12 protein-coding genes, 1 tRNA gene and 1 pseudogene are annotated in these 15636 nt (G+C 71.7%); 8 read left to right on the forward strand and 6 right to left on the reverse strand.

What is annotated here, in order from left to right:
* Positions 1–74 precede the first annotated feature (74 nt).
* On the forward strand, positions 75–689 hold the full coding sequence (purN, locus tag MDN94_RS11465; protein WP_453467368.1) for a phosphoribosylglycinamide formyltransferase: 615 nt from the start codon (positions 75–77) through the stop codon (positions 687–689).
* The gene (gene purH, locus MDN94_RS11470; RefSeq protein ID WP_482725715.1) at positions 686–2248 is read left to right on the forward strand and encodes a bifunctional phosphoribosylaminoimidazolecarboxamide formyltransferase/IMP cyclohydrolase; all 1563 of its coding nucleotides are present in this window, start codon (positions 686–688) and stop codon (positions 2246–2248) included. Before purN ends, purH begins: the two co-directional genes overlap by 4 nt.
* 559 nt (positions 2249–2807) lie before the next feature.
* Here purH and MDN94_RS11475 read toward each other — a convergent pair.
* Together MDN94_RS11475 and MDN94_RS11480 are read right to left on the reverse strand one after the other, a co-directional pair.
* Positions 2808–3062: pseudogene (locus MDN94_RS11475) on the reverse strand (FHA domain-containing protein); the annotation flags it as partial.
* 139 nt (positions 3063–3201) lie between these two features.
* Positions 3202–3744, reverse strand: coding sequence for a hypothetical protein (locus MDN94_RS11480; protein ID WP_482725716.1), 543 nt, complete (start codon positions 3742–3744; stop codon positions 3202–3204).
* A 245-nt stretch (positions 3745–3989) separates the two neighbouring features.
* Here MDN94_RS11480 and MDN94_RS11485 point away from each other — a divergent pair, with 245 nt between their 5' ends.
* The 6 genes from MDN94_RS11485 to MDN94_RS11510 all read left to right on the forward strand — a co-directional run bounded on the left by MDN94_RS11485 (position 3990) and on the right by MDN94_RS11510 (position 11049).
* Positions 3990–4859: a bifunctional methylenetetrahydrofolate dehydrogenase/methenyltetrahydrofolate cyclohydrolase gene (locus MDN94_RS11485; RefSeq protein ID WP_482725717.1), complete on the forward strand. Its 870-nt coding sequence runs from the start codon at positions 3990–3992 to the stop codon at positions 4857–4859.
* A 17-nt stretch (positions 4860–4876) separates the two neighbouring features.
* Positions 4877–5596 (forward strand): DUF3017 domain-containing protein, encoded by a 720-nt coding sequence (locus MDN94_RS11490; protein WP_482725718.1) that lies wholly within the window; start codon positions 4877–4879, stop codon positions 5594–5596.
* Positions 5597–5707: 111 nt separating this feature from the next.
* A complete protein-coding gene (locus MDN94_RS11495; RefSeq protein ID WP_482725719.1) occupies positions 5708–6937 on the forward strand; it encodes an NADP-dependent isocitrate dehydrogenase in 1230 nt (409 codons plus the stop codon).
* 259 nt (positions 6938–7196) lie between these two features.
* The gene (locus tag MDN94_RS11500; protein WP_482725720.1) at positions 7197–8378 is read left to right on the forward strand and encodes a helix-turn-helix domain-containing protein; all 1182 of its coding nucleotides are present in this window, start codon (positions 7197–7199) and stop codon (positions 8376–8378) included.
* 179 nt (positions 8379–8557) lie between these two features.
* Positions 8558–9547, forward strand: a complete 990-nt coding sequence (locus MDN94_RS11505; protein ID WP_482725721.1) for a malate dehydrogenase — start codon at positions 8558–8560, stop codon at positions 9545–9547.
* 119 nt (positions 9548–9666) lie between these two features.
* Complete coding sequence (locus tag MDN94_RS11510) at positions 9667–11049, forward strand: B12-binding domain-containing radical SAM protein (RefSeq protein ID WP_482725722.1); 1383 nt, start codon at positions 9667–9669, stop codon at positions 11047–11049.
* 74 nt (positions 11050–11123) lie between these two features.
* Here MDN94_RS11510 and MDN94_RS11515 read toward each other — a convergent pair whose 3' ends face one another.
* The 4 genes from MDN94_RS11515 to MDN94_RS11530 form a co-directional block, all read right to left on the reverse strand.
* Entirely contained in the window at positions 11124–13442 is a 2319-nt protein-coding gene (locus MDN94_RS11515; protein WP_482725723.1) for a hypothetical protein, read from the reverse strand.
* Between the two features lie 3 nt (positions 13443–13445).
* A tRNA-Pro gene (locus tag MDN94_RS11520) sits at positions 13446–13517 on the reverse strand.
* Positions 13518–13697: 180 nt separating this feature from the next.
* Positions 13698–14729 (reverse strand): hypothetical protein, encoded by a 1032-nt coding sequence (locus MDN94_RS11525; RefSeq protein WP_482725724.1) that lies wholly within the window; start codon positions 14727–14729, stop codon positions 13698–13700.
* A gap of 53 nt (positions 14730–14782) precedes the next feature.
* Positions 14783–15484 (reverse strand): DUF6882 domain-containing protein, encoded by a 702-nt coding sequence (locus tag MDN94_RS11530; RefSeq protein WP_482725725.1) that lies wholly within the window; start codon positions 15482–15484, stop codon positions 14783–14785.
* Between the last annotated feature and the right edge of the window lie 152 nt (positions 15485–15636).

Consider the following 15636-nt stretch of genomic DNA (forward strand, 5'->3'; position numbering starts at 1 on the left):
CCGGGGATGCGCTCCATTTGTACGACCGCACAAAGCTGCACCGTAAGCCGCACCGTAACGCGAAAAGAGTCCCCGTGGCCGCCGCCCGCATCGTCGTCCTGGTCTCCGGGTCCGGTACCAACCTCCAGGCCCTGCTCGACGCCATCGCCGCCGACCCCGACGGGTACGGCGCCCGGATCGTCGCCGTCGGCGCCGACCGCGACGGCATCGCGGGCCTCGAGCGGGCCGAGCGGGCCGGACTGCCCACCTTCGTGTGCCGGGTGAAGGACCATGCCACCCGCGACGAGTGGGACCGCGCCCTGACCGCCGCCACCGCCGCCTACGAGCCCGACCTCGTCGTCTCGGCCGGCTTCATGAAGATCGTCGGCAAGGAGTTCCTCGCCCGTTTCGGTGGCCGGGTCGTCAACACCCACCCGGCGCTGCTGCCCAGTTTTCCCGGTGCCCACGGAGTGCGCGACGCACTCGCGTACGGCGTGAAGGTCACCGGATGCACCGTCCACTTCGTCGACGACGGCGTCGACACCGGCCCGATCATCGCCCAGGGCGTGGTCGAGATCCGGGACGAGGACGATGAAGCCGCTCTCCATGAGCGCATCAAGGAAGTCGAGCGCTCGCTGCTCGTCGAGGTCGTGGGGCGTCTGGCCCGGCACGGCTACCGCATTGAGGGACGAAAGGTAACAATCCCGTGACCGCCGAAGGTACGAAGCGCCCCATCCGCCGCGCACTCGTCAGCGTCTACGACAAGACCGGCCTTGAGGAGCTGGCCCGCGGCCTGCACGAGGCGGGTGTCTCCCTCGTCTCCACCGGCTCCACCGCCTCGAAGATCGCGGCGGCGGGCGTCCCCGTCACCAAGGTCGAGGAGCTCACCGGCTTCCCCGAGTGCCTGGACGGCCGTGTCAAGACCCTCCACCCGCGCGTGCACGCCGGCATCCTCGCCGATCTGCGCCTGGAGGACCACCAGCGGCAGCTCGCCGAGCTGGGCGTCGAGCCCTTCGACCTGGTGGTCGTGAACCTGTACCCGTTCAAGGAGACCGTCGCCTCGGGTGCGACCCCGGACGAGTGCGTCGAGCAGATCGACATCGGCGGTCCGTCGATGGTCCGCGCCGCCGCCAAGAACCACCCCTCGGTCGCGGTCGTCACCAGCCCGGCGCGATACGCGGACGTGCTGACCGCAGCCCGTGAGGGCGGCTTCGAGCTGGCCGCCCGCAAGCGCCTGGCCGCCGAGGCCTTCCAGCACACCGCCGCGTACGACGTGGCCGTCGCGTCCTGGTTCGCCTCCTCCTACGCGCCCGCCGACGAGAGCGACTTCCCCGACTTCCTCGGCGCCACCTGGGAGCGCGAGAACGTCCTGCGCTACGGCGAGAACCCGCACCAGCCCGCCGCGCTCTACACCTCCGGCAGCGGCGGCCTCGCGCAGGCGGAGCAACTGCACGGCAAGGAGATGTCGTACAACAACTACACGGACACCGACGCCGCGCGCCGGGCCGCGTACGACCATTCCGAGCCCTGCGTCGCGATCATCAAGCACGCCAACCCGTGCGGCATCGCGATCGGCGCGGACGTCGCGGAGGCGCACCGCAAGGCGCACGCCTGCGACCCGCTCTCCGCGTTCGGCGGCGTGATCGCCGTCAACCGCCCGGTCTCCGTGGCGATGGCCGAGCAGGTCGCCGAGATCTTCACCGAGGTCATCGTGGCCCCGGCGTACGAGGACGGCGCGGTCGAGGTCCTGGCCCGCAAGAAGAACATCCGCGTCCTGCGCGCCGAGGGCGCCCCGGCGAACCCGGTAGAGCTCAAGCCCATCGACGGCGGCGCGCTCCTCCAGGTCACCGACCGCCTCCAGGCGGACGGCGACAAGCCGGAGAACTGGACCCTGGCGACGGGCGAGGCCCTGTCCGCCGAGGAGCTGGCCGAGCTGGCCTTCGCCTGGAAGGCGTGCCGCGCGGTCAAGTCCAACGCGATCCTGCTCGCCAAGGACGGCGCCTCTGTGGGCGTCGGCATGGGACAGGTCAACCGGGTCGACTCCGCGAAGCTCGCGGTCGAGCGGGCCGGCGAGGACCGGGCCCGGGGCGCGTACGCCGCGTCGGACGCTTTCTTCCCGTTCCCGGACGGCCTGGAGATCCTCACCGCGGCGGGCGTCAAGGCCGTGGTCCAGCCGGGCGGTTCGGTCCGCGACGAGCTGGTGGTCGAGGCGGCGAAGAAGGCGGGCGTGACGATGTACTTCACGGGGACGCGGCACTTCTTCCACTGAGCCGTGCGAGCACGGCGTGCGACCCGCCGGTCGGATGGACCGGCGGGCCGCACGCGCGTCGGACCGACGCGCTCGGCGCATGAAGTTGCCGCTCAGTCGGCGGCAACCACCCGCCGGTGGGAGCTGATCTCGGGGCGAGCGCCCCGCTGGTGAACTTCTCGCCGTCGTGGGGGCTGCTGATGCAGAATTCGTCGCCCCGGACGCAGTTGTAGCCGCCGCCCCGGTCGGTGCCGGTCCCGTTCAACACCTTGACGGCCAGGCCGGAGTCCGTGGTCTTCAGCAGGAGCGAGCCTCCTGGGTGTCGCGGCACGGGAAAGCTCCCTGGCCGTTACCTGAGTTCGAGCAGTAGGCGGATGCGGCCGTCGCGGCTCCGGCGCTGCTCGCCGGCACCATCGCTCCGATAGCCGCGAGTCCGAGGGCCGCGACGGTGGCAATGGTCTGCGTCGGGGCGCGGATCGTCGACGAACCGCTGGGCGCCGGGGCGTTCGGCAATGTGTACGCGGCGCATCAGACCGGTGGCCCGCGGGCACGGCGGCGATGCCGTACGGCCCCGGGGCGGTCATCGCACGGTCCCGCTCGTAGCCGCGACGGCGAGCGCAGGCAGGTCGTCCTCGTGTACGAGGTCGAAGCGGAGCGCCGGCGGGACGAGGGACAACTTCTTGCCGTTCAGCCGCGGTCGACGGTGTCAGGACCGGGCTTGAGGCGCGGCTTCACCGCGAGAAAGTCGATGTTCCCTGCACGGCCGCCCGGTTCGCCGTGGGTCACACCGGCCGCCGCCGCTCCATGACCTGCTCCCGGTGGGCAGCGGCGCGTGGAGCTGCGCCAGGGTGGGGACACGTACGGGCAAGGGCAGGGCGTTCGCCCGGTGCGGCACGGGAGTCGCCGGCCGCGAAAGGCCGAAGGCCGTGAAACCCGGGGGTCTCACGGCCTTCGGCGGATGCGGTGCGAGGGACTCACACGCGCTGGCGGTTGAACCAGGCGCCACCGTCGGACTTGCCGACGAAAACGGTCACGAGGATCGCCAGGACGGTGTGCACGAGGCCCACCAGGATGAACGGGTAGATGCCCAGGATGGCGGTGATGATGCCGAACACCATCGCCGCGATGCGGATGCCGTTGCCGCCGCTGCCGAACTTGACGGCGAGGACTATGGCGAAGACGCCCCAGGCCAGCACCAGCAGCGTGAGCAGCCACAGGACGCCCGACGAGTAGTCGGCGAGGTCCTGGAACTGGACGTCGTCCCTGAGCGCCGGGTCGTCCTTCGCCTTGCCGATGGCCACCGCGCTGAGCGCGAACAGGATCGTGCCGATCAGCTGGAAGCCGGCGATGACGTAGAGCATCACGCGAGCCGCCTTGACGCCGCCCGGCATCTCCTGCGGGCCGGTCGGGAAGCCGCCGCCGCCGTAGGGCTGGACCGGCGGGGCCTGCGGGTAGCCGTAGCCGGGCTGCTGGCCCTGCTGCTGGCCGTAGGGGTTGTTCGGGTCGCCGAAGCTCATGGCGGGTTCCTCCGTGTGGAAATGCGGGGACGACGCGGCCCGAGCGGAGGAACTCTGCTGTTATTACTGTTTTGCCCCCCGGCACTGCCCGCGGCACTGCGCGGCTCATCGTCGTCTGAGAGTGGACTTTTTGTCCAGCCGGTATCCACAGGTGTTGTGCAAGTGCAACCTCTCGGCCATCCGCCCGTCGAGACGGAGGCCGGGCGGATTGGAACCGGGGCGGGTCCATCCGGGAGGATGGGGGCATGACTGCCCAGATTCTCGATGGCAAGGCCACCGCAGCCGCGATCAAGTCCGACCTGACCGCCCGGGTGGCGGCCCTCAAGGAGCGGGGGATCACACCCGGTCTCGGGACCCTGCTCGTCGGGGACGACCCGGGCAGCCGCTGGTACGTCAACGGCAAGCACCGCGACTGCGCACAGGTGGGCATCGCGTCGATCCAGCGCGAACTGCCCGGGACCGCCACGCAGGAAGAGATCGAGGCGGTCGTTCGGGAGCTCAACGAGAACCCCGAGTGCACCGGCTACATCGTCCAACTGCCGCTTCCCAAAGGCATCGACGCGAACCGCGTCCTGGAGCTGATGGATCCGGCCAAGGACGCGGACGGGCTGCACCCGGTGAGTCTCGGCCGGCTCGTGCTGGGCATCGAGGGGCCGCTGCCCTGCACGCCGTACGGCATCGTCCAGCTGCTGCGCCACCACGGCGTGGAGATCAAGGGCGCGAACGTCGTGGTCGTCGGCCGCGGCATCACCATTGGGCGGCCGATGCCGCTGGTGCTCACCCGTAAGTCGGAGAACGCCACCGTGACGCAGTGCCACACCGGCACGCGTGACCTCTCCGCCCACCTGCGCCAGGCGGACATCATCGTCGCCGCGGCCGGTGTGCCGCACCTGGTCCGGCCCGAGGACGTGAAGCCCGGCGCGGCCGTGCTCGACGTCGGCGTCAGCCGTGACGAGAACGGCAAGATCGTCGGTGACGTCCACCCCGGCGTCGCGGAGGTGGCCGGCTGGGTCGCCCCCAACCCCGGTGGCGTGGGCCCGATGACGCGTGCGCAGTTGCTGGTGAACGTGGTCGAGGCCGCCGAGCGCGCGGCGTCGGCCGGGTCCGCGGCCTGACGGGAAGAGGCTGACCCATGGTGGTACGCGCGGACAGCAGCGGCACCCGAGGGCCGGGCGACGGCGACGGCGCCCCGGGTCCGGACCGGGCCGTCCCGGCCCGCACGGCTTCCGGAAAGGCCCACACCGCTTCCGTCCCGGCCGGCACGGCTTCGGGAAAGGCCGCAGCGGAGGCGGTGTCCGGCACCTCCGCGGAGGCCGCCGGTACGGCGTCGCACCCCGGATCGGCCTCCGCGGCCTCGACGGAAGACGCACCCGAGGCTGCCGAGGACGGAGCGGGACCGGGCGACGGTCCGGCGGCCGACGGGCACGGCCTCGACGCCGACCCCGACCCCAGGGCCGGCTCGCGCAGGCCGCCCGCCGTCACCCTGGACACAGCCCGGCCCGAGGGCGGCGGGCGGGCCGCGCCCGGGGACGCGCCCGCCCCGGCACGGCAGTGGCCGCTGCTCGCGGTGCTCTCCCTGACCGGAGTCGGCCTGCTGGTCGTCGGCACCAACGCCTTCGCCGACGCCTTCCGCGTGGGAACGATGCTGGTCGGCGCGGCTCTCGTCCTCGGCGCCGTGCTGCGCCGCGTCATGCCGTCCGTCGGCATGCTCGCCGTCCGCTCCCGTTTCACGGACATGATCACGTACGGGCTGCTCGGAACGCTGATCGTGCTGCTCGCCCTGGTGGCGCAGCCGCAACCGTGGCTGGATGTGCCGTTCCTGGAGGACGCGGTTCATTTCACGGTGCGTTAGCGTCCGGGTCCAAAGGGTCGGCCTCTCACGCGAGTAGCTTGAAGTCGAGATGGCCCGGTGTCACTCACCGTGACATCGGGCCGGTCGACGCGCGAGAGGGACGTTCACCCGATGGCCAAGATCAAGGTAGCCGGTCCCGTCGTCGAGCTCGACGGCGACGAGATGACCCGCATCATCTGGCAGTTCATCAGGAACAGGCTGATCCTGCCGTATCTCGATGTCGAGCTGATCCACTTCGACCTGGGCATCCAGCAGCGCGATGCCACCGGTGACCAGGTGACGCTCGACGCCGCCGGCGCCGTCAGGAAGTATGGCGTCGGCATCAAGTGCGCCACGATCGCGCCCGACGAGGCGCGGGTCGAGGAGTTCAACCTCAAGGCGATGTACCGCTCGCCGAACAGGACGGTGCGGGAGGTCCTCGGCGGCGTCGTCTTCCGCGAGCCGGTGATCATGGCGAACGTCCCCGGTACCGTCGCCGGCTGGACGAGGCCGATCGTCGTCGGCAGGCACGCCTTCGGCGACCAGTACCGGGCCACCGATCTCAAGATCCCCGGCCCCGGCACCCTGACGATGACGTACACACCCAGCGACGGCTCCGACCCGGTCGAGCTGGAGGTCCACGACTTCCCCGGGCCGGGCGTGGCGCTCGGCATGTACAACCACGACGACTCGATCCGCGATTTCGCGCGCGCCTCGTTCCGCTACGGGCTGGCCCGCGGCTGCCCGGTCCTGCTCTCCACGAAGAACACGGTGCTCAAGCGGTACGACGGCCGGTTCAAGGACATCTTCCAGGAGGTCTTCGACGCCGAGTTCAAGACGGAGTTCGCGCGAGAGGGCCTGACGTACGAGCACCGGCTGATCGACGACATGGTGGCCGCCGCGCTCCGCGGGGAGGGCGGCTACCTCTGGGCGTGCAAGAACTACGACGGCGAGGTCCAGTCGGCGCTGATCTCGCAGGGGTTCGGCTCGCCGGGGCTGATGACCTCGGTCCTCATGTCGGCCGACGGCAGGACCGTCCTGGCCGAGGCCGCCCACGGCACGGTCACCCGCCACTACCGCCGGCACCAGCAGGGCCGGGAGACGTCGACCAACCCCATCGCCTCCGTCCACGCCTGGACGCGGGGACTCGCCCACCGGGGGCGGCTGGACGGCACGCCGGAGGTGACCTGGTTCGCCCGGCTGCTGGAGCAGGTGTGCGCGGAGACGGTGGAGGGCGGCCAGATGACCCGGGACCTCGCCCTGCTGATCTCGCCCAACCAGCCGTGGCAGACCACGGAGCAGTTCCTGGACACGTTGGACGCCGGTCTGCAGAAGAAGATGGCCGACCGCCCGGCGCCGTGACCGATGCCGGAGCAGCGGCGCGGCAGAACGGGTGACGGCGCCCGTCCTCTCCCCCGAGGGAGGACGGGCGCCGTCGTGTTCAAGAGTCATGGACGCGCCAAATCCGTTCAAGGGACGACTGTGGCCTGTGGCACGGAAGTGACCATTCCGCCATGGTGTGATCGTCGTGCTACGGATGCGACACTGGGGCCGCATCCGAGGACCGTCGGCTGCACGGGGGGTATACAAAGCACATTCGGGGGACAAGGGGGAAGTACCAATGCCTCGCTGGAAGGAATTGCCCGAGGGGCTGGACCCGGAGGTACGCGAGTTCACCGGCCAACTGCGCGGGCTCGTCGACCGCAGCGGACTGAGCATCGCGGCGGTCTCCGACCGCACCGGCTACAGCAAGACGTCCTGGGAGCGTTATCTCAACGGACGGCTTCTCGCGCCCAAGGGCGCGGCCGTCGCGCTCGCCGAGGTGACCGGCACCGACACCGGCCATGTGACCACCATGTGGGAACTGGCGGAGCGTGCCTGGAGCCGCGCCGAGGCGCGCCACGACATGACGATGGAAGCGATACGGATCTCGCAGGCGCGTGAGGCGCTCGGCGGTGCCGGCGGCCAGGGCGCGACCACGCCGTCTCCCGCGCGGCCCGGCGGCGCGGGACGCGCCGGTGGGCCCGGGGACGCGGCGGGACCAGTGCCCGCGGGCGGGTACGGCCCCGGGCCGCACGGCCGCACGGGAGGGCCCGCTGCCGGCGGCCCCGCCACTGCCGGCGCCTACGGCCGCCCCGCCGGCTCACCGCCGCAGGGCCGGCCCGGGCAGGACGGCACCGGCGCGCTCGGCGCGTACGGCAACCCGGCCCGCCCGGGCGGGTACGGCGGCCCTGCCGGACCCGTCGACCCGGGCGCGTCCGGCGGCGCCGCGCCCGGGGGCGCGGACGGGCGTCCGGGCAGGCGTCCCCGTAAAGGCCCGTTCGTCGCGGCCGCCGTGGTGAGCGTGCTCATCGTGGCCGCGGGCGGCTGGTTCCTCGTCAACGGCGACGGCGGTGACGGACGCGAGGACCGGGCGACGCGAAGCCCTTCGGCCGCGCCCACCACCACCGCCCCGCAGTTGCCGGCCGGAGTGAAGTGCAACGGCGCCGACTGCGCGGGCCAGGACCCGGAAATCATGGGCTGCGGCGGTGAATACGCCAAGACCGTCTCCACGGCCACCGTCGGCACGGCGGTGATAGAGGTCCGGCACAGCCAGGTGTGCGGCGCGGCATGGGCACGTATCACCAAGGCGGCCGTGGGGGACTCGGTGCGAATAGCCATCGGCGGCAAGGCCCAGGAGAGCGCCCTGGTCAACGCGGACAAGGACGCGTACACCCCGATGGCGGCCGCGCCCGACCCGGCCGACGCCAAGGCGTGCGCCACGCTCACCACCGGCACGGAGGGCTGCACGACCGCACCGTGACCACGCCTTGTGGCGCGGACGGTGAGACGCGCCACAAGGGGGCGTGGATCGGGCGGTGCCCGGGTCGGATAGCCTGACCGCTGGAAATCTCTTCACGTCAAGATTCACCCCGGACGTGGACGAGAGGTCCCGTACGAGGGGCAGTGTTGCCCACCGCCAGCTGTCTTACGGAGATCGCCATGACCCGCACTCCCGTCAACGTCACCGTGACCGGCGCGGCCGGCCAGATCGGCTACGCGCTGCTCTTCCGCATCGCCTCCGGACACCTGCTCGGCGCGGATGTGCCGGTCAAGCTGCGCCTGCTCGAGATCCCGCAGGGCCTCAAGGCCGCCGAGGGCACCGCCATGGAGCTCGACGACTGCGCCTTCCCGCTGCTCAAGGGCATCGAGATCACCGACGACCCGAACGTCGGTTTCGACGGCGCCAACGTCGCCCTCCTCGTCGGCGCCCGCCCCCGCACCAAGGGCATGGAGCGCGGCGACCTGCTGTCCGCCAACGGCGGCATCTTCAAGCCCCAGGGCAAGGCCATCAACGACAACGCCGCGGACGACATCCGCGTCCTCGTCGTCGGCAACCCGGCCAACACCAACGCCCTCATCGCCCAGGCCGCGGCCCCGGACGTACCGGCCGAGCGCTTCACCGCGATGACCCGCCTGGACCACAACCGCGCGATCTCGCAGCTGGCCGCCAAGACCGGCGCCTCCGTCTCCGACATCAAGCGCCTCACCATCTGGGGCAACCACTCCGCCACCCAGTACCCGGACATCTTCCACGCGGAGATCGCCGGCAAGAACGCCGCGGAGGTCGTGAACGACCAGAAGTGGCTGGCCGACACCTTCATCCCGACCGTCGCCAAGCGCGGCGCCGCGATCATCGAGGCCCGTGGCGCGTCGTCCGCCGCCTCGGCCGCGAACGCCGCCATCGACCACGTCCACACCTGGGTCAACGGCACCGCCGAGGGCGACTGGACCTCCATGGGCATCCCGTCCGACGGTTCCTACGGCGTCCCGGAGGGTCTGATCTCCTCCTTCCCGGTCACCTGCAAGGACGGCAAGTACGAGATCGTCCAGGGCCTGGACATCAACGAGTTCTCCCGCACCCGCATCGACGCCTCGGTGCAGGAGTTGGTGGAGGAGCGCGACGCGGTCCGCGAGCTCGGCCTCATCTGACGCCCGCGCCGCGGACGTCCGCGGCGTCCGGACCTCGCACCACGCCCCGGCAGCCCCGTGCTGCCGGGGCGCACGTGTGTGCGGGAACTGCCGGACCGGTTTCCGCAGTCTCGGCTGTCATGCGCGTGATGATGATCCTCCCGGCCCTGACCGAAGCGACCAGTCCGCTCTTCCGTCCCATCAAGTACTCGCTGTTCCCGCCGCTCGGTCTCGCGACCCTCGCGGGGTACCTCGACGAGTCGGACGAGGTGACGCTGTACGACGAGCACGTCGAGCGCATCGACATCGAGTCCCTGCCCAGCCCCGACCTGCTGGTGCTCCAGCCGTACATCACATCGGCGCGCCGCAGTTACGAGATAGCCGACCACTTCCGGGCGCGGGGCGTGCATGTGGCGATGGGCGGACTCCACGTCACCTCATTGCCGGACGAGGCCGCGCAGCACGCGGACACCATCTTCACCGGGCCGGGGGAGGAACAGTGGCCGCTGTTCCTGAAGGACTTCCGCGACGGCGCGGCGGCCCGGCGCTACGACTCCACGGCGCAGCGCACCCTGGCGGGGCTCCCACCGGTGCGCCGTGACCTGATCAAGCGCCACTTGTACCTCGTGCCCAACTCGATCGTCGTCTCGCGCGGTTGCCCGCACCACTGCGACTTCTGCTACAAGGACGCGTTCTTCGAGGGCGGCAAGTCCTTCTACACGCAGAGCGTCGACGACGCCCTGTCGGAGATCGAGCGGCTGCCCGGCCGCCACCTCTACTTCCTCGACGACCACCTGCTGGGCAACAGGCGCTTCGCGGAAGCCTTGTTCGACGGCATGTCGGGCATGGGCCGCCTGTGGCAGGCGGCCGGCACTGTCAACTCCGTGCTTCAGCCAGGACTTCTGGAGCGCGCGGTCGACGCGGGCCTGCGCAGCCTGTTCGTCGGCTTCGAGACCGTCAACGACGCGAACCTGGCGGAGCGCCGCAAGAACCAGAACATCGGCAAGGACTACGGCGCGGCGGTCCGCCGCCTCCATGACGCGGGCGTCATGGTCAACGCCAGCTTCGTCTTCGGCCTCGACCAGGACGGCCCGGACGTCTTCGACCGCACGGTGGAATGGGCGGTCGAGCAGGGCATCGAGACGGCGACGTTCCACATCATGACGCCGTATCCCTCCACGGGGCTGTGGAAGCAGATGGAGGCCGAGGACCGCATCGTGCACCGCGACTGGGATCTGTACGACACCCGCCATGTGGTCTACCGGCCGAAGGGCATGACCCCCCGGCAACTGGAGGACGGCTACTGGCGCGCCTACCGCGACTTCTACCGCTGGTCCAACATCTGGCGCGGCGCCTCCGCCCAGCCCGGCCCGCACGAGCGGATGCGGCACCTCGCCTACGCGGGCGGCTGGAAGAAGTTCGAGCCCGCGTGGGACATGCTGATCCGCTCCCGGCGTACTGTGCGCGCGATGCCCGCGCTGGAGCGCACCCTCGCCGCGTTCGGCGGCCGAAAGGCGGCGTGAGCCGCCGCGCAACCGGGCCGGCGCCGTTGTCGGCTGCCGGGCCCGGCCCCCGGGCGGTGGTCCGGCCCGGCGGCTCAGCGGCGGTCCGGCTCGAGGCCCGCGCCCGGTGACGGGTCCGGCCGCAGCCAGTGGCCGTCGGTGCTCCAACCGAGCAGACGCCGCGCCCGTCCGCCGTCCGCCGTGCCGTCGGCGTCGAAGCTCCCGCCCGCGACGACAAGGCGCAGCCCCGCGAGCGCCGGGGCGAGGCGGGCGGTGACGTGCCAGGGGTGACGAGCCGCTTCGTCGTCAAGCTGAGAGAGCACCTGCTGTTCGTCCGCCGTGCACAGCGACAGGTGGAAGAGCATCTGCCGCCAGGCGTACGCCACGTCCTTGATCGTCGCCAGCGGGCGAGGATTGCCGTGGACACGAGCGGTCAGCACGCACACGGTGCGGAAGCAGCGGCATGCCAGATCCGCCCAGCCGGGTTCCGGCAGGATCCCGGCGCGCAGCACCAGCGTCGCGAGATTGTGAGTGGTGAGGATCTGCGCCTGCTCGATGATCCTCCCGTTCGCCGCCACCGAGCCGTACCCGCCGTGGCCTGCCCGTTCCGTGCACAGCCTCGCGAATCGGGGGGAGGTCCGCGCACCGTGCGACCGTGTCAGCGCCTCACCGGCCTCGACGACGGCCATGTTGCGGACGGCGGCGTAGTCGATCCCGTAATAGCGCTCGTACATGGTGCCGCGCAGCAGCTCGGCGGCATCCCTGGCCGCCCGGAGGAACTTCGGGCCGAAGGTTCCCATGAAGATGTCCGCGGCCAGCTCCTCCACCAGCGGCGCGCCCAGGTCCGCCTGGCGGGCGAGCACGCCGAGTTCGCGTACGAGCGGGTTGGGCAGCAACGTGCCCGGGAACGCCTGCACGGCCAGCTCGCCGAGTTGCCGCAGCGCGGTCAGAGCGGGCTCCTCGGTGGCCGGCCCGGTCTCGCGCCGGTCCGCCACCGCCTGTACCCAGGGCAGTTCCTCGATCCGGACCTGCCGCTCCAGGTCGAGCAGCAGCAGGGAGCGCCGGTTGCGGAACGCCCGGTAGGCAGCGGCCATCAGTGTGCGCAGCGACTCGTCCTCGTACGCCCGCGCCGTGGTAGCGGCGACCAGTTGCGGCACGAGCTCGGCCAGCACCTCGGCCGACGGCACCACGCCGCGTTCCACGAGGGTGCCGATCGGCGCGCTGAGCGCGGCCTCGACAACCTGGCGGATCGCCGGAGGGATCTCCGCACCGGCGGGCAGGCCCGTGTCCTGGTGCTCCTGGCGCGTCACCGGGGTGACGAGCGGAGCGACGTCCGCCGCACCGACATGCTGGGGCAGACCGGAGAGACGGCGGAGCACAACCTGCGCGAGCGCGTGGTGCGAAGGCAGCGCGGCCTGGTCCGCCTGCTTGTGACGCAGGGCGGTGTGCCGATCGGAGCCGGGCGTGCCGCGCTTGCGGACCATGGACGTGACGGCGTGCCGCAGCAGGCCGAGCCGGCGGGCGTCCAGCGGACGTCCGGCGACGGCCTCCTCCAGGGCGTCCCGCAGAACGGCCAGGTTCTCCTTGGGGCGGCGGTGCTTCCCGCAGAGCGTGTGCTCCTGTGCCAGCAGCCGGTAGCGACGCAGCAACTCCGCGCCCCGCTCGAGCCAGTCGCCGTCGGCGGGGACGTCACCCGGTCCCGCCGTCTTCAGCCAGTGCGTGAGCAGCTCGTCCGCGAACGGCAGCCAGACGGTCAGCGCCTCCCGCTGGGTCTCCACCGCCATGTTCGGTCCGCGGCGGGCGAGTGCCTGGCCGGCGTCGGCGACGGTACGGCGGTGCACGGCCGGCGTGTCCGGCCCAGGGACGTCCGACGGCCGGGGCAGGAACCGCAGCCTGCCGGCGAACGGTGCGAGGGTGCCGACGAGTTCGAGTGCACGTGCCACCTCGCCGGCGCGGACCAGCCACGCCACCGTCAGCAGCGCCGCCTCCTCCGGCACTGCCACCGAGTAGCGGCCGCTGTCCAGGAGGTCCCACAGGGTGCCGAGGCCGGGCTCGGTCAGGAAGTGGTCGAACAGCGCCCTGCGGTCGGCGGGCACGCCTGCCTCACGGGCGGCCTTTGCCTCGTACGGCAGCAGGGTGCCGCCCGCGGCAGCGCTTCCGGTCGTGAAGCCGCCGTGGACGACCTCGGGTGTCACCCATGCGGGAAGGCCGATCACCGGCGTGCGGGAGCCGATCCGCAGCCGCCCGTCGGCAATCCCGTCGAGCACGTCACGCCAGCGCCGCGTCCGATCCTGCGCGCGAGTGCGTGTTCCGGCGTCCTGGTGCGTCAGCGCGGTGGTGAAGGCCTTCGTCAACTGCCCGGACGCGTACGACGGCGATGCGGTGAGTGGCTGCTTCTCAGCGTTCTCGTTCATAAGCCGACGTGGCGGGTCCCGCCCCCGCGCCCTCCGGGTCCCGAGCCCGGCGCTCTGCTGCTGAGCTACACGTCGATGTTCGAGACGTTAGCCACGTGTCGGGCCGGCGGACAACGGATTTCGTTCGCTGAGGGGCCGGTGGCGGACTGCCGGGCCTCGGTCCGACGCCGCGGCCGCCGTCATCACGGTGTCCGCGACCATCGCCGCCTGCATGGGCATGGAGGGCTTCACGGGGTTGTCGCCCGCCCACCGGCCTCAGCCCGTGGCCAGGCCCAGACCGTAGTACGTGACGTGGTAGTCGCCCACGTACGCGCCCTCACCGCCGACGATCAGGTTTGTCGGCTCCCGCACGCCGACCGCCTTCGCCGTGGCCACCAACATCTCCGCAAGCGCCCGGCCCTTGGGCTCGCCGGGGCCGCCGGCGTCGACCCGCCGGACCGGGTCGTCGTCGTCCCATCTCTCGGCGGTGGCCGGATGGTCGGCGACCGTGCCCCAGCCAAGGGCCGCCGTAGCGGCGTCGTCCTCGGCGAAGCAGGCGATCGAGAGCCGTTCACCGCAGGCGATGTCGAAGAGGAGCGGCGCGCCGTCGTCCGTGCGGCCGTAGACCGGCATGCCGATGCGTATGCCGAGCGCGACCGTCTCGGCGGGCAGCGGGCCGAGGAAATGGGCCAAGGACGAGGTCACCGTCTCCCAGCTGCGGGCGGACCAGCCACCGGGGAAGCCCAGGCCGGCGTTGGCCGGGTCGCGGCGGTGGCCGAAGTACCCGCTGATCGAGTGCTCCTCCCCGATACCCTGCCGCCAGAACCAGTTCTCGGCCGGGCCGGTGGGCTGCAGCACGAGCTCGGGACCGCTCTTCCCGGCGCGCAGCTCCACCGTGTTCGGCTCACCGCGCCAGCGGAGGAACGGGTTGCCCCACAAGGGGCCGCTCGTGAAGAACGGGCCCATCTCGCCGTGCGAGCCCATGACCGGCGCCTTGCCGAGGGCCGCCGTCAACTCCTCGCGCACGGCCGCGAAGGCGGCCGCCCGGGCCGCGTCGCCCGGCTCCGGCTGTCCCACGGGGATCACCAGCCCGACGTACTCCTCACCGTCGGTGTAGCGCTCCTCGTACGTGCCGGCCCGGGTCGGCCGGGCCTCGCCGGTCGCCGGGCCGGTGCCGAGGACGGGTCCCGCGGCGCTCTCCGTCCAGGTCCAGCCGAGAGAGGCGGCCATGGCGCGCAGCCCCTCCGTGCTCCAGCCGCCCGTGTCCGCGGCGACGAGCCGCTCCGCCAGCTCGCTGATCGATCCCATTTTCATGCTCCCCGTTGTCGTGCGCGTGCATCGTGCGTCGTGCGATGTCTGCGTCAAGCAGGCGCGGGCGCACCCGTGTTGACGTGCACGGAGGCTATCCGGTCGAGATCGTCGAAGAGGACGTCGACCGTGCCTCCGTCGGGGAGACCCGCGCTCATCCGGTCCTCGGTGCGGCGTTGCGGAAGGTCGTGGTGGCCGAAGTAGCCGGAGACGACCCGGCGTGCGGATCCGCCGACGAGGCCCGCGCCGGTGAGCAGGACGCGCGGCACGGTGATGGCGTCCGGTTCGGCGCGGGGGACCTGCGGATCGTCCGGAACCATGTAGGCGCGGCCGTCGGCGCTCGCCTGTACGCCGATGTACCCGGCGGCGCCGAGCACTCCCATCGCCGTGAACGCGAGGGTCTCGACGGCGCGGCGGGGGTCGTCGTGGGCGGCGAGAGGGACGAGCTCCTCGGTGAACTCGCTCAGGCCGTGAGCCTGCCCGTACGCGCGGAGCCGTTCCGCCGCCGCGACCACCGGCGAGCCGGCGAAGCCGGGGTTGGCCCAGCCCCACAGCCATGAATGCTCGTTGACGTCGAAGGTCCCGAGGAGCGAGATCGTCAGTTCCCGGCCGGACTGCCGGTACAGGCACTGCCCGAGGTCGGCACTCCACTCGCCGACCGGCATGAACTCGTTGAACGTTTCGAGTTGTTCCGCGCCCCAGGCGGCGTGCTGCTCGGTGAGGCTGAGGAACGGATCACTGAACTTCGCGGTCATGTACCTGACCCTACGAGGCCGACCGATCACGGCGTCGGGCGGGCGGTGACCCCGGTCACATTCGCCCTGTGATGCCCGTGTTGATCCCGCCGCGGTGCCGGCGCCCGGGCGGCACCCGTGCTCCGTGAGCCGGGTCACGTTCCGTGAACCAT

Source organism: Streptomyces sp. WAC00040 (assembly GCF_056835925.1).

Coding starts and splice junctions, on each gene's coding strand:
- MDN94_RS11530 (WP_482725725.1), bottom strand. CDS start 15,484: ATGACCGCGAAGTTCAGTGATCCGTTCCTCAGCCTCACCGAGCAGCAC.
- MDN94_RS11525 (WP_482725724.1), bottom strand. CDS start 14,729: ATGGGATCGATCAGCGAGCTGGCGGAGCGGCTCGTCGCCGCGGACACG.
- MDN94_RS11505 (WP_482725721.1), top strand. CDS start 8,558: ATGACCCGCACTCCCGTCAACGTCACCGTGACCGGCGCGGCCGGCCAG.
- MDN94_RS11500 (WP_482725720.1), top strand. CDS start 7,197: ATGCCTCGCTGGAAGGAATTGCCCGAGGGGCTGGACCCGGAGGTACGC.
- MDN94_RS11490 (WP_482725718.1), top strand. CDS start 4,877: ATGGTGGTACGCGCGGACAGCAGCGGCACCCGAGGGCCGGGCGACGGC.
- MDN94_RS11515 (WP_482725723.1), bottom strand. CDS start 13,442: ATGAACGAGAACGCTGAGAAGCAGCCACTCACCGCATCGCCGTCGTAC.
- MDN94_RS11485 (WP_482725717.1), top strand. CDS start 3,990: ATGACTGCCCAGATTCTCGATGGCAAGGCCACCGCAGCCGCGATCAAG.
- MDN94_RS11510 (WP_482725722.1), top strand. CDS start 9,667: ATGCGCGTGATGATGATCCTCCCGGCCCTGACCGAAGCGACCAGTCCG.
- MDN94_RS11480 (WP_482725716.1), bottom strand. CDS start 3,744: ATGAGCTTCGGCGACCCGAACAACCCCTACGGCCAGCAGCAGGGCCAG.
- MDN94_RS11495 (WP_482725719.1), top strand. CDS start 5,708: ATGGCCAAGATCAAGGTAGCCGGTCCCGTCGTCGAGCTCGACGGCGAC.